General features: G+C 43.3%; 12 protein-coding genes. 1 reads left to right on the forward strand and 11 read right to left on the reverse strand.

All coding sequences use genetic code 11. The annotated features are described in order from the left end of the window. Nucleotides 1–19: 19 nt before the first annotated feature. The 4 genes from ACVBIK_RS15015 to ACVBIK_RS15030 are packed head-to-tail and all read right to left on the reverse strand — an operon-like array spanning nucleotide 20 to nucleotide 4,157. Nucleotides 20–1,495, reverse strand: coding sequence for a transglycosylase SLT domain-containing protein (locus ACVBIK_RS15015; RefSeq protein ID WP_447161564.1), 1,476 nt, complete (start codon nucleotides 1,493–1,495; stop codon nucleotides 20–22). Between the two features lie 60 nt (nucleotides 1,496–1,555). After that, a complete protein-coding gene (locus ACVBIK_RS15020) occupies nucleotides 1,556–2,155 on the reverse strand; it encodes an LPP20 family lipoprotein (protein WP_447161565.1) in 600 nt (199 codons plus the stop codon). Next, nucleotides 2,152–3,156, reverse strand: a complete 1,005-nt coding sequence (locus tag ACVBIK_RS15025; protein ID WP_447170015.1) for a hypothetical protein — start codon at nucleotides 3,154–3,156, stop codon at nucleotides 2,152–2,154. Before ACVBIK_RS15025 ends, ACVBIK_RS15020 begins: the two co-directional genes overlap by 4 nt. Nucleotides 3,157–3,179: 23 nt before the next feature. Next, the gene (locus tag ACVBIK_RS15030; RefSeq protein ID WP_447170016.1) at nucleotides 3,180–4,157 is read right to left on the reverse strand and encodes an LPP20 family lipoprotein; all 978 of its coding nucleotides are present in this window, start codon (nucleotides 4,155–4,157) and stop codon (nucleotides 3,180–3,182) included. 609 nt (nucleotides 4,158–4,766) lie between these two features. Here ACVBIK_RS15030 and ACVBIK_RS15035 point away from each other — a divergent pair. Then, nucleotides 4,767–4,904, forward strand: a complete 138-nt coding sequence (locus ACVBIK_RS15035) for a hypothetical protein (protein ID WP_447161568.1) — start codon at nucleotides 4,767–4,769, stop codon at nucleotides 4,902–4,904. A 41-nt stretch (nucleotides 4,905–4,945) separates the two neighbouring features. On the opposite strand, the gene panP is transcribed toward ACVBIK_RS15035, so the two are convergent. The 7 genes from panP to ACVBIK_RS15070 form a co-directional block, all read right to left on the reverse strand. Further along, nucleotides 4,946–6,592: a pyridoxal-dependent aspartate 1-decarboxylase PanP gene (gene panP / locus ACVBIK_RS15040; RefSeq protein WP_447170017.1), complete on the reverse strand. Its 1,647-nt coding sequence runs from the start codon at nucleotides 6,590–6,592 to the stop codon at nucleotides 4,946–4,948. A gap of 467 nt (nucleotides 6,593–7,059) precedes the next feature. Then, nucleotides 7,060–8,214, reverse strand: a complete 1,155-nt coding sequence (locus ACVBIK_RS15045) for a glycerate kinase (protein WP_447170018.1) — start codon at nucleotides 8,212–8,214, stop codon at nucleotides 7,060–7,062. Nucleotides 8,215–8,342: 128 nt separating this feature from the next. Then, nucleotides 8,343–9,701 carry a GntP family permease gene (locus tag ACVBIK_RS15050; protein WP_447170019.1) on the reverse strand — a complete coding sequence of 453 codons (1,359 nt, stop codon included), beginning with the start codon at nucleotides 9,699–9,701 and terminating at the stop codon, nucleotides 8,343–8,345. A gap of 440 nt (nucleotides 9,702–10,141) precedes the next feature. Then, nucleotides 10,142–10,480, reverse strand: a complete 339-nt coding sequence (locus ACVBIK_RS15055) for a prepilin-type N-terminal cleavage/methylation domain-containing protein (protein ID WP_447170020.1) — start codon at nucleotides 10,478–10,480, stop codon at nucleotides 10,142–10,144. Continuing rightward, a complete protein-coding gene (locus ACVBIK_RS15060; protein ID WP_447170021.1) occupies nucleotides 10,477–11,646 on the reverse strand; it encodes a sugar diacid recognition domain-containing protein in 1,170 nt (389 codons plus the stop codon). Before ACVBIK_RS15060 ends, ACVBIK_RS15055 begins: the two co-directional genes overlap by 4 nt. A 109-nt stretch (nucleotides 11,647–11,755) precedes the next feature. After that, on the reverse strand, nucleotides 11,756–12,397 hold the full coding sequence (locus tag ACVBIK_RS15065) for a uracil-DNA glycosylase family protein (protein WP_447170022.1): 642 nt from the start codon (nucleotides 12,395–12,397) through the stop codon (nucleotides 11,756–11,758). A 31-nt stretch (nucleotides 12,398–12,428) separates the two neighbouring features. Continuing rightward, entirely contained in the window at nucleotides 12,429–13,007 is a 579-nt protein-coding gene (locus ACVBIK_RS15070; protein WP_447161575.1) for a hypothetical protein, read from the reverse strand. Between the last annotated feature and the right edge of the window lie 588 nt (nucleotides 13,008–13,595).

Genomic DNA, 13,595 nt, shown 5'->3' on the forward strand with positions numbered 1-13,595 from the left:
TATTCTGTCTCTGTTTGTATTATTGGTAAAGTGCGATTCGTTGACTCACCTTCTGCAAGTAATTTTTGGTTTCATCGTAAGGCAATTGCTTTAGCAGGTGGTGGTAGACCTGATCCGGTGGCATCTTGTTGATGACTTCAGCGGCCTTGCGGATGTTAGTTGAACGGTTTTCGTTGAAGGCTCTGGCTACATTACCAGCCCCTGTGTTGTATGCTGCAATCATACAATATAGTCTGCTCTGCGGATTAGTAATGCTCTTGAGGTATTTGTCATTCAATATATGTAAATAAGCAGCGCCAGTCTCAACATTCAATGGTGGTACATAAAGGTCTTCAGCCTTCATAGGAGCATCTATGTTGCGAATGTGCCTATTCACATCATGTCCAGCGCTGCTAGGCACCACCTGCATCAGGCCAAAGGCTGGGACATGAGATTTCGCATCGGGCCTGAAACTCGACTCACTATGCATAATGGCCATAATGACAGCTTGGTCTATTCCCCATTTCTTACTTTCTGCAGTGGCCAGAGGCAAGTACTGGTTGGCGCGGTTGTTTAAGCTCTTATTGGGTAATTTTACGGTATAAGACACTATTTTTTTCTTGGTTGCTGGCTTAATTACGACAGCTGGGGGCAGAAGTGAAGTCGGTTTATTCGGCTGACTAGGTTTGATCTCGGTTTTGTCTTGCACGCCAACCAGTGCAGTTATTTGCTTATCGGCAACTGATGGCTGTTCGAGCGCCTGTGGGGCTGTTGGTTTGCTGTCAGAAACAATGGAATCCAGTGCAACATCTTCAATACCCAGCTCTTTTCGCTTAGTATCAAACAGGGTTGCGATATGTGTCAGACGAACTTTAGCCTCATCCAATAAGGCCTGTTTTTGCTTATGCGCTCTTTCAAAAATAAATGATTCTGGTATACCCGTGTTAGACTGAATTAATCTATCAGCCTGAATATCCAACTCCTTCATTTGCAGGTCAACCTGCTTAATAATAAAGGATTTTTCCTGTCCCTCTTGCTGGCGTGAATAATTGACTTGTGCAAGCGAGACGCTGGCCTGTGTCAGGTTGAGCGTCTGCCCATCTACAGTCATCTCCTGCTGTACGATGGCGCGCGTGGATTCATTGGCAGCATTAACATCTAATAATACCGATATGGTCGCGGTATTATTTTCATAGTCGATGACCTTTTTAATTGTGTTGCCGCCCTTGTACTCGACGCTTTTTGTTTGGTCAGAAACTTCCCCACTCCCCCACTGTCCAATGAGCTCGGTTCGCTGCTTGTCGAGAGCTTCATTGTACTGCGATCGCCATGCCTCATACTCATCCAAATACTGATTAACATATTGATGGAATTCAGCAATTTTCTCTTCAATTGGTTGGTTAATGCGGATTTTTTCCTGTTCCAACTCGGTGAACGAATTCTCGGTATTTGCATTAGCTGAAAACACAATTGGGATAATTGAAAGGGCGATTAGGGTTTTGTGATAGTATTTCATTGTTTTCTCTGTTTGCCAGGCATAAAAAAGAGGCTATGAAAATAGCCTCTAGATATTGCTTTATATTGCTTTAAGTGACTCGAGCGCGTTAGATAGGTCTTTGGCAGCTTTCTCGTTATTGAACTTGTTCCACAAGCTGGCATCTTGATTGGCAGTGTCGATCACCTTGTTGACATTAGCCTGGTAGGTTTCTTTATCCATACCCACAAGTACATATAAGCCACCGCTTGGGCTTGCCTGACTGACAATAACCTTACTATTTGAAAGCGAGCGCGTGACAACGGTTTTAGTTACGTTTTCAAATGTTTCAATTACATTCTCACTGGCACCGTCCAGCGTGTTAGTATTGACGGTGCTACTGACAGCTTGTTTAAACATATTATTGACGTCAATTTGGAACTGTGAAGCCAGCTGTACTCTGGCATCATTAATGGCTATTTTTCGCATTACGTTCATGCCCGCGACGCTCTTTTTGGCATAACCCATGCCACCGGCGGCCAAATCTGTTGGCATTACGTCACAAATCCACGCAGGGGCTTCTGCGTTTGGTGCGTCGGGAAAGGTACAGTTAGCAAATTGCTGTGCTTGCTCGACGGTTTGAGTGGCAGAACAAGCTGATAATGCCACTGTAATAGCGCATATTAATATAAGTTTTTTCACAATGGTAACCCTGCTTGCCCTAGAGTACATTCAAGATCAAGGATGCTGCTGCAAACTTTGGGAACAATTCTAGCTTCATCACCTTTCTTAATTTTTAATGCAGTTTCTTCATCAATCATGACCCAAGAATAGTCAGGTTTAATGCCGTGCAATGGAATATCAACTACATCACCCTCACCGACACTAAAAGTTTCTACTTCGCCTTCAGAGTTTTTGATGGCATTAGCGAATGTAACTTCAGAATCAGGTTGTATATTAGTCTTTGAGCCCATTCCTATTTTGACCATTGGGCCACTTTCACAATGACGTAATTCTAGTACTGGTGCACTAGGTGCCAGCAGTTCTTTTAGTTCAGCATCGTGTTCAATAGATTCTGCAGCAGCGGCTAATGCCAAGCTTGAGTATTGAGCATTTGAAATAGGGCATTTTGAGTTGGTTGTTTCTGTGCTAAAGGAGTCGTCACCATCAAGTTCAATTCTTTTTATCAATGTCATATCAGGTAGAGACACTACTTTTGCAATAGCTGCAAATTCGACTTTGTAGTCACAGCTAGCGGGGATTTTTTTACGCTCACCGTCTTTATTTTCATAGTAGCGAGTTTCATTATGTGATGCACTTAAATCACTTTTCGTTACTTCGGTAATAATCGCATAGTCAGCTATCGGTACGCCTTTTGTATTATAGCGGCCGCTCTGCTCTGCAAGTTTTATTTCATTTTTAAGTTTGCTAGCTAACTTGCGATCAACGACCTGAACACCAGACGTAGTAAGTTGTGATTCAATTTTGTTTATTAGAGTGGCTTTAAGTTTGTCTGAGGCGGACTCTTTAAAGTTGATATCAACTGGTAATACAATGTATTTTTTATCAGCACTTTTTTTTGTCGGAACTTCTGACGATTCAATGTTCACCATAGTATTAGGGTGACAAACGTTCTCAGGGCTAGAAGCACAGGCTCCTAATAACAAAGACACACTGATGGCTACCACTGTTTTATTAAGCATTATTAACTCCATTATTTTATATTTTATAATGTTAAACCGAGAGCTGGCCACAGTCCGCGCTCATCGACTTGTGTAGAAAAATGGCGCTCTGCACCTTCTTTAGATATTTTGTAATTGGAAAGGGAATTACCTGTTGATATTATTTCACTGCTACTAATGACATTGTTGTTTTTATTTATAAGTTGCAGGCTTGATATTTGAGTTGAAATGTAGGCATCAGCAATATTGCTTTGGCGTAAACTTGAAGTAATTTTTAGAGTATGTGTTGCTTTAGGTGACTTTTTTATTGTTGTTTGGATCCCTTCTAACGACAACTTTTCAGCTAACATAAGCGCCATTTTTGGACTGGTATATGGTGGCTGGATGTAAATCAAGATGCTTGATTTAACTCGTGATGAATCGTTGGTTATCTTTTCAATATAAGCTGTATCTATTTTAGTGCTAGGTGATAGGGAGGAGAGCATCGCTAGCCTGACAATGGCATAATCTTTGTAATAATCACTATTTTTATTGATTAACCACCACTGAAGAGGATCTTGATGCGATAACTTATCAAGCTGCGCCTTTATCTCTTTGTTGATATTATTTAGGTCAGAGATTAGCTGGTTGATGACGCTCGACTTCTTTATTTGTGCTTGAGCATAAAAATAGATGTCATTGTTTGCTATGTTGCTATATTCAACACCGCTAAATGCAATGTTTGATGTTTTCGTATTGACGGCATTATTGATATATGCGCTAGAGTAACTTTCGTTTCCGATGCTTCTATGGGTGTCATTCATAGAAAAAGATGAATTAACTTCAGTCCAGAGTGAGGCATTAATGTTGCTAAGTGCTGACTTTTTCGCTTGTTCTAAGTTTCTTCCTTCACCGACAGCTATAATAAAATCTGGATTGTTTTTTTGAGGTGAATTATACCAGGCTGGAACACTGGTTGATTGGCATCCAAGAGTTAAGGATACTAGCCAAATGTACAGAAATAATTTGCATGTAGATTTCATTTTTGATACTAAACTCTGGTGGTTTTATTTATTGTTTTAGATGGTTGTAGTTTTTAATTGATATTTTCGGTCTTATTTATATGTTTTGTTTGGGGATTTATTATTTAGTGAGGGGAGGCGCCGTAACTTTCTCTGGTGTGAGTTCGCTATAGGCTAACAAATAAAAGGCATCCATTCCCTAATAAAAGTAAATTAGTTTGTTTTAATAGTCCTAGTGAAAAAGTTGTTTTTCATTTTGCATATAATAATATTGATGTAGCTTCTGCGTTGTGATGCCGTTCAAATAAACAAACTTATTTAAATTGTTGTGTGGTGATTTGTTTGGGATAAATCCAATTAATGAATAAGTGAATTTAGTAATTGAATAAGTGGGCACCACAATTTGAAGAGTTATTCAGTAGTAGAATAACTGAGTTCAATTACTGAATTACTGAATTACTGAATTACTGAATTACTGAATTACTGAATTACTGAATTACTGATGGGCTAGGTATTTTATGCGTTTTATGTATTTTTAATTAAAGTTTCTTAAATTTCGCTCGTGGACTACCTAGAGTACATATATAGCTGCAGCGGAGAATTTAACTATAGCCACATTCGTAAATCTAGTTGAAAGTTGTATTATTTAAAAACAACAGAAAGTCGCTAGAGGCCGCTGGATTTAGCATCATAGATATTAAACGTAAGCTGCAAACGAGTCCAATCGGTGAGGTGACGGATCTGTTTATTACGGCAAGACTCGATTAAAGCAAAACGCCAATCGAGCCTTGCACAACACAATAGCTGAATTAGCTTTGTGCTAGTAAGAGCAGTTGAGGCAAGTATTGCGTTTCGCTATTGGCTATTTCTACTTGCTCCGCTAACACCTGTTGTAAAATTTCATGGCTAGTTAGCGGGTTTGCTAACACCACTCTAAATACCACGGCTTTGATATCCATTAGCAGGTGGTTTTCAGGATTAATACGGGTACGCGATACAAACGAGGTACCTTGTTCACGCTGAGTTTTTTGCACAAACTTAGTGAGACCGTCTAGTAGCGCATTAAACTTAGTGAGCGAGGCTATATCGCCTATTTCACGCGCTTTAGCCATAGCGATTTGCACTGATTGTGGAACGTAGCGGTAGGTGAGCAGGCAAAGCTCAGGCTTAGATACCAGTTCAAAGTCGGTTTCATTGGTGATTAAATCGGCAAAATAACGCGCCTTTTCAAGGCTGTTGTTGATTAAAATCTCATAGCCTTCACGGCCTATCACGGTAAGGCAAGCATGGACTAGCATCGCCATTCCCGGGCGTGAGCCTTCAAGGGTTTGGCTGCCTAAATCTTTTGAGCCTTGACGCAGAATATACTCGGCGTGGTGCTTAATGGCATTAGCAAAGGTCGGGTCTTTAAAGAGCACCATGCCAGCGCCCATAGGCACATACATCTGTTTGTGGGCATCGATGGTGACTGAATCAGCCCGCTCAATACCTGCAAGTAGGTGACGATACTTATTGGATAGTAAGCTCGCGCCGCCCCAAGCTGCATCAACATGAAAGTGACAATTTAGCTCAGCGGCTAGATCGGCTAATGCATTTAGCGGGTCGATATTGCCGGTTTCAGTGGTACCTGCAACGCCGACAATTGCCATGACTTTAATGTTATCTTGTTCAAGTTGCTTAGCTATTTCACGCATCTTAACCACATCGACCTTGTTATCGTTTGATGTGGGTACTTGAATAATGTTTTCTCGGCCAATACCGAGTAGGTCGGCGGTTTTAGCCAGCGAGTAGTGTCCGCGCTCAGACACTAAAATGGCTAAATCGTCATAGCCATAGTGGCGTAACCCTTTGAGCAGCCCTTGCTTGGCGATGCCTTTAAAGTCGCCATCCGCTTTAAGCAGTTGGTTTCGTGCTGTCCATAGCGCGGTAATGTTAGCGACTGTTCCGCCGGAGCAAAATGCGCCTAAAGAGACATCAGCGCTGTGCATCTGGCTTTGGTAAAACGATTCATTCTCGGCATAAACAAGATGGTGCATCATGCCGAGCACTTGGCGTTCAAGTGGCGTGAAGGCTTTAGATGTCTCAATTTTTACCAGATTCTGGTTCAGTCCTACCATCATCTTAGACAGAGGTAATACAAAGTAGGGCAATGCAGAGGTCATATGGCCAATAAAACTTGGCGCCGAGGTGTGCACCGAATGTGCAACCAGCGTTTGCATCATATTGTCGGCGTAATCGGAGACAAATTGCGGCGCAGCCGGAATATGATACTGCTGAAAATCAAGTTCAACTTCTGTGAGGGGTTTCTCTACCGTGACCACACTTTCTTGCAAGAAACCCATTAAATTCTGTGAAATATTCTGCTCAATTACACTCAGGGTTGAATCTGGGGCTTCTGGAACCGTAAAAATTCGCAGTAATGCCTCTTCTGAAGCGGTGGCTTTTCTTGCTGTCATGGGGCTAACTTTCTCTACTAATCACGCTGCTTTCTGAGCTGAACAGCTTTTCGAAACGGACGGTCAAAACGGACGGTCACTTTACTTTATGCTGTATAGCGCATCAAGTAGAAAAATAAAGTGGGCATCTTGGTTGCTGTAAAGCGCCGAGATATAGATGGATAGATTTCTCTTAAGTGCAAGGCGTTTTCATGTGGTCACTAAAAACAAAAAACTTATGCGCCAATGTCGGTATGTTAAGCCAAACTTGATTCGTAAACAAAAAGCCAAGAACCCAGTTTAAGCAGGGATCTTGGCTTTAAAAGCTTATAAACCACGAAGCGAACACTTCATTTGCTTCGCTTACTTTATAGAGGGCACGAAGAAAAACTCGGACAGTATTGCTTCGTGGTCGACTCTTATCTTTTAAAGTTATCAAACTCTCTGAGTTACTTCTTTAAGTGAACGGTACTCGCGGGTCGCTCAGCTTATTTCGCCGCCGATAGCGCGTATAGCGCCGCTACATTCGTCGCAGTGCTGTAGAGATTGTGTTTAGCGCTGCTTAACACCTCTGCAAGGGGCAGGGCTCTTGGCGTAATTGAAAACAGTGCATCGATGCCATGCTCAAGTAACATGTTAGCATCATCACTCACGCAGCCGGCAATGGCGATAACCGCAATACCTTGCGCTTTGGCAACACTTGCAACGCCCATAGGTGTTTTGCCATGCAAGGTTTGGCTGTCAAGGCGACCTTCACCGGTAATGACTAGATCTGCGCCCTCAAGTAAACCTGCAAGATTAACCGTCTGCATCACTATGTCTATGCCGGGTTTTAGCTCAGCGCCTAAAAAGGCTATTACACCTAAGCCCATGCCTCCAGCGGCGCCCGCTCCGGCATAGTCACGATTATCTGTGAACCCACTTTTAGCTATGATGTCGGCGTAGTGACTAAGCGTGCCATCAAGCTGCTTAACCATTGCTGGCGTAGCGCCTTTTTGGGGGCCAAAAATTGCTGATGCGCCTTTGTCACCGCAAAGCGGGTTGTTAACATCGCAAGCCACTTCAAAAGAGCATTTTTTGATAAGCGGGTGCAAGTCGGTTAAATCAATACTGACTAGCTCAGCTAAAGCAGCGCCTCCTGGTGAGAGCGCTTTGCCTGCACTATCGAGTAAATGCGCGCCGATGGCCTGAGCCATACCAGCGCCGCCATCGTTAGTTGCGCTGCCGCCAAGACCGATAATAATATGTTCGATACCGCGATTTAATGCATCGACAATTAACTCACCAGTGCCGTAGCTGGTGGTGATAAGCGGGTTGCGCTTATCTGGTGCGACTAAATGCAAGCCAGAGGCGGCGGCCATTTCAATTACAGCGGTCTTTTTACTGCCTTGGTAACCCTCACCTAAAATACCGTAGAAAGCGGCCACGCGATCGCCCAGAGGCCCCGTCACATTTATTTCAACGATAGAGCCTTGGGTTGCATCCACCATGGATTGTACCGTGCCTTCGCCACCATCTGCGACAGGGACTTTAATGTACTCGGTTGTCGGCAAAACCGTGCGAAATCCTCGCTCGATCTCATTGGCCACTTCCATTGCAGTGAGGCTTTCTTTGAAAGAGTCGGGGGCAATCACAATTTTCATGCAGTATTCCTATAAAACGAGTCAGGCTAAAAAAGGGCTAACAGACTTGTAATGATGCTAGTGTGGATTCATGTCTGTACAGTAGGCAAGCCGTTCAAGGCTTGCCTATTTGTATCGAGCAAAGAGCGTTAAAGTAACACTAAGCTTAGTAGGTAAACCAAAGCCATAGCCGTAACACCTTGAATCAGCGTGGCCATGGTTTGGGCTTTGTAAGCTTGTTTAACACTCATGCGGCTAAACTGAGTAACGACCCAGAAAAAACTATCGTTGGCATGAGAAACTGTCATTGCACCTGCACCAATGGCCATAACGGTTAATACGCGGCCCATATCACTGGCAAGGCCGATATCACCTAGCATAGGGGCTACCAATGCTGAGGTTGCAACTAACGCAACGGTAGAAGAGCCTTGCGCCGATTTAAGGGCTGCAGCAACGACAAATGGCATAAAGATCCCTATGCCTAATGCAGACAGTGATTCACCCAAGAAAGTGCCGATGTCAGTTGCTTTAAGCACGGCGCCAAATGCACCGCCCGCACCAGTAATAAGTAAAATCGGTGCTGCAACGACTAAGCCTTGGCTAATACGCTCACTGAATTCTTTGATTTTGTCGTTGCCTTTCAGTAGTGATAGTGACAAGAACAAACCTATCATCAAGGCATTAACTGGCTGCCCTAAGAAGGCCAAGATATCGAAAAGCATGCCATCACCAAGTGGCGCCGATGGGAAGTTAGCTACCGAGCCTAAGCAGATCATCAAAATTGGCACAAAAATCGGCGCAAATGCACGAGTCGGGCTTGGAAGCGTACCGTAGGTTTGCTTAAGCTCTTCGAAGTTATCCTTTTGAGTTAACAGCTCCTCTGCACCTTCGCCATCAGGTTGGGTATTGGCAAAACGGTTGGCCCACAGTGTACCGGCTAAAGCAGCAACTGCTGCAACAAAGATCCCGACGAAAATTACCAAACCTAAGTTTGACTCTAGACCTAAGTTACCTGCAGCGGCGATTGGACCAGGCGTTGGTGGCACAAAGGTATGAGTCGCATACAAGCCTGTAGCTAATGCCACGCTCATAGAAACACTCGACACCTTCATACGATTTGCCATCGACTGTTTAAGTGAGTTTAAAATGACAAAGCCTGAGTCACAAAACACAGGAATAGACACGATATAACCGATAATCGACATGGTTAGCGTTGGGAAACGTTTGCCCAGAACCTTAATCACCACGTCAGCCATGGTTATTGCCGCACCGCTTTTCTCCAAAATAGTGCCTATGATGGTACCTAAGACGATGACGAGACCGATGTAGCCCAAGATCCCGCCGAAACCTGAGGTAATGGTTTTGGCGATATCAGCGCTCGGCAGGCCGTAGGCAAAGGCCGCTAGAAACGATGCGAGAATTAACGTTAAAAAAGGGTGTAGTTTGTATTTAGAGGTGGCGATAACGATAAACGCAATTACAGCCAGTAAGATCAGTACTAAGCTCATAGGGGATCCCTGTATGGGTATTTTTATATGTAAGGTATTGTTGTTTTAGCCAGGTTGGCGCACCGTTTCGACAGTGCTGACCAAGGTATTTCAGGCCGAAATATTATGCGGCGGTGAAAGGAATATTTCTTTGGCGATGTTCACGAATTTTGATGAGATGAATACAAATATTTTGTGCGGATGCACAATTGAGGCGCAGAGGGCTTTTTGAGTTAGAGTTTTATTTAACGCTTTCTATTTAAAGCTTTTAAATTAACAATCACTGTGCTTGACAGTGATAACGGGCTCTGTGGCGTTTATGGCATTTTCATAACGAATATGACAGTTAAAGCTGACGCTTTTATCATTAAGATCTTCGGAGAAAAATATATAAATCTGATTGTTGGGGCTCGATTTGTCGACAAAGAAAGGCGCTGCATCATTATCAAGTTTAATGGTGGTCAGTGATACTGAATCGATATCAAGCCAAGCGCGAACCTGACGATTAAGCTCATTGAAGCTATCGTTACCATCGACTGCAGGGTAGCCATTGTAAAGCGGAATAGTGACTCCTGCATATTCAATGCTACATTTTCCCCTTCAATCACCGCTTTACTATGGACTATATCCAGACCGCTTTTCATCGCTCCAGCGATACCCTCTAGCACTGCGACTTTACTGTCGGCGTGAAAATTAACAAACTTGGGTAAGGCGATAACCGCTAAAACTCCTAGTACTATGATCACCACGACTATTTCAATGAGGGTAAAACCACGTTTACGTGCAGAGGTTAAGGTCATACAGTTCCTATCGTTTGAGATTTTCTTAGTACCACCTGGCCAATATACAGTTGCAATAATCCATCGAGTTGATTGATATTTGTGCCGGTTATTTGTTGGATCCTGCCGAGTCTATAGCGTAGCGTATTTCGGTGAATAAAGAGAACATTAGCACACAGTTGCAGGTCGCCAAAGTGCTGCAAGTAAGCGGTCAGCGTTTTTATCAATTGACCATTTTTATCAGCCTTGATGAGTGCTTGATAGGGGCAGAGCAGTTCTTTACCACGCCAATTATCTTTCAGAACGGATAATAGCACCTGCAGCGAATAGTCTTCGTAAAGGTATTTACTGTGTTCGGGCTGCATCTGTTGGCCAATGGCCAAGGTTTCTAATGCCGTCTGGTAGGAGCGATTAATCTCTTGTGGTTTAGGAAAAAAATGTCCGAGTGCGATCTTAAGACGACGATTGAACTCTTTAGGAAGCCTGCTGAGGAGTTGATCGATACGTTCACTTTCAAGCTCGGGATCCCAGGACTTTCCATCGAGGAAAGCAGGTTTTAAAATGACGAGTTCAGTCATCGACGTCATCGCCACTAGATTGCCGCGCGATGGGTTCTCCAGCAGGTGCAATACTTGCTTTAGCATCGAGTTAGCCGCGGTTTCCTCTTCATCAGTCTGTACTTGAATAACGGCAACCACACGGGGCGCATCAAGATCGATATTAAGCTGAGAAGCCCAGTTACGCTGATGAGACGTAAATGGCCCTTCCGATTTAATCAACTCAATGATCAACTCCTCTTTTTGTCGATACTGCCATTGAGCTTGTTCTATCGTATTGGCCTGCTCAACAATAATTTCAGCAGTCATCTTGAGTAGCTCACCATAACTGTGTAATTTTTCAGGTTCGCCGGTTATGCCTATTACGCCAATAATCTCGCCTTTATAGTGCAGGGGCAGGTTAATTCCTGGCTTAACACCTTGTAGCGTGCCAGTACTTTGTGTGCTGATCTCAACAGTTCGCTGCTGGCTAATCGCAAGTAGTGCACCCTCATGGATAGCACCAATGCGGTGGGATTCACCCGAACCCAAAATCACGCCATGATTATTCATCACATTAATATTGTGACCAATGATCTTCATGGTGCGCTTAACGATTTGCCGTGCCAAAGAACCATCTAAAAAGTACACGTTTAGCCTCACTAATGCTTGAAATAATCGACGTTTTTGCCTAATGGTGATCGGCGTAAAGTATTGCTACAGTGCCTTAAACTGATGAAATGTGGCATTACTTTATAAGTTATTTGTGAGCTTGATAGGCATTTGTGCGCTGCGTTTGGCTTGCGGCAATTAACAGGGCAACACGCTTTTGTAATTGAGGGATAATCAGCTGTTCAAAATCTGGGTTTCGTTTAAGCCAAATATTATTTCTTGGACTGGGATGCGGCATCACTAAGGTGTTTGGCCACAATGTGTGCCAGTTAGCTACCGACTCTGTGACGCTGAGTTTCTGTTTTAGGTGCCACTCTATGGCATATTTTCCGACTAACAATGTCAATTCAATATGTTCTAGTTGATCTAATACTTGCTGGCGCCATTTTGGGGCACATTCTGGACGGGGTGGTTTATCACCACTTTTTTTATCGGCAGTGGTGTAACTACCGGGAAAACAAAAGCCCATAGGTAAAATGGAAAACAAGTTAGGGTCGTAAAGTTGTGCTTTAGTCACACCAAGCCATGTCCGCAGGCGCTCGCCACTAGCATCATCAAAGGGGCGGCCTTTATCATGTGCTTTTTGTCCTGGTGCTTGGCCTGCTATCAGGATTTTGGCTTGTTTGCCTAACTGAACAATAGGCCTAGGCTCAAGCGGCAAAGCCTTTGCGCAAATCTGGCATCGTGCAATATCTACTTGAAGTTGTGTGAAACTAGATTCGTTAGGCATAGTATTTAATTTTGGTTTTGCTGCTAGTTACCTAGCTATATTGAATGATTTGGTAAGCCCAATAGCCTAGGTAACCGTAGCCAATAGCAAGGGTTGATAGGCTTAAGAACTTCACTTTAATGTCGGCTTGGCTAATCAAGGCGACATGGGCGCATGCAATTGCAAAAATGGCGATAGGTGTAACGAAATAAGCAGCGATTAATAGCGAGATAGCGGCGAGTACAATAATTAACGCACTGTTTTTAGTCGGTGCTTTAGTGGCTGACAAGTTCAGTTGAAGTGGTAATAAGCTCAGTCCGATGGCAATAATAATCACACCAATATTCATCGAAATAGCACCAGCAGTATCAAAATAAATCAGTGCGACAAACAACGCAATAACCGACGGGATAATGGCGACAAGCGTATGCATTTTGGCAAAGTTACGGCTGTGATATTTACCCGTAAAGTAAAACAATGCATTGAGCAGTAAATTAAACAAGCTGAAACCGCCAAGTGTTATAGCGAGCAGCAACACGTTGGTGGTGTCAGACGCCATAGCAAATGCGGGAAGTGGTGCAATAAAGATTGTAAGAAGAGCAGCTTTATAAATAGATGTTGAACGAGTCATGAGAAGTCTTTAAATGAATATGATGATATTAAGATCTACTAAAGCAGTGATAAGTTCAAGTTGAATGGAGATGACGCGAGCTTTTAGCGCGAATTTTTATCTTTGCGGTGATCGAGCTCACTTAATTGTTCTGGACTTCATTTAATTGTTTGGGATTTCACTTAATTGTTTGCGGTGTTTGCGGTGTTTGCGGTGTTTGCGGTGTTTGCGGTGTTTGCGGTGTTTGGGCTGACTGGTCACTCTATAGTGTCTGCGCTAGCTAAACAGTATTAGGGCAAAAGTGGCTATCCATGAAAGACAGAGAGGGCAAGCACGAAGACAAAAGCTAAGCTCGTTGAGTTTTATCTTTAAGCTTTTCCTCCGAGAACTCGGTGAAAGCGAAGCGCTTCGTGGTAGATAAGCACTTATGGAAGAGTTATGGTTGATGTAAATTTTTTGCAACGGTCACACAGAGAAGCCAAGCACGAAGACAATAGCGACGATTATAGGCAATAAAAAACCCGCATTAAGCGTAATGCCGATCATTTAGCAGTTTATTGATCGGTTGACCGATCTTTATAAGATGGCAAAATCCGAGTGTTTTTAAAC

The sequence above is a fragment of the Shewanella sp. 125m-1 genome (genome assembly GCF_052977065.1).

What these genes read in the sequence shown, in the direction of transcription:
- ACVBIK_RS15015 (WP_447161564.1), bottom strand. Translation starts at nt 1,495, where the DNA reads ATGAAATACTATCACAAAACCCTAATCGCCCTTTCAATTATCCCAATT.
- ACVBIK_RS15025 (WP_447170015.1), bottom strand. Translation starts at nt 3,156, where the DNA reads ATGCTTAATAAAACAGTGGTAGCCATCAGTGTGTCTTTGTTATTAGGA.
- ACVBIK_RS15030 (WP_447170016.1), bottom strand. Translation starts at nt 4,157, where the DNA reads ATGAAATCTACATGCAAATTATTTCTGTACATTTGGCTAGTATCCTTA.
- panP (WP_447170017.1), bottom strand. Translation starts at nt 6,592, where the DNA reads ATGACAGCAAGAAAAGCCACCGCTTCAGAAGAGGCATTACTGCGAATT.
- ACVBIK_RS15045 (WP_447170018.1), bottom strand. Translation starts at nt 8,214, where the DNA reads ATGAAAATTGTGATTGCCCCCGACTCTTTCAAAGAAAGCCTCACTGCA.
- ACVBIK_RS15050 (WP_447170019.1), bottom strand. Translation starts at nt 9,701, where the DNA reads ATGAGCTTAGTACTGATCTTACTGGCTGTAATTGCGTTTATCGTTATC.
- ACVBIK_RS15055 (WP_447170020.1), bottom strand. Translation starts at nt 10,480, where the DNA reads ATGACCTTAACCTCTGCACGTAAACGTGGTTTTACCCTCATTGAAATA.
- ACVBIK_RS15065 (WP_447170022.1), bottom strand. Translation starts at nt 12,397, where the DNA reads ATGCCTAACGAATCTAGTTTCACACAACTTCAAGTAGATATTGCACGA.
- ACVBIK_RS15070 (WP_447161575.1), bottom strand. Translation starts at nt 13,007, where the DNA reads ATGACTCGTTCAACATCTATTTATAAAGCTGCTCTTCTTACAATCTTT.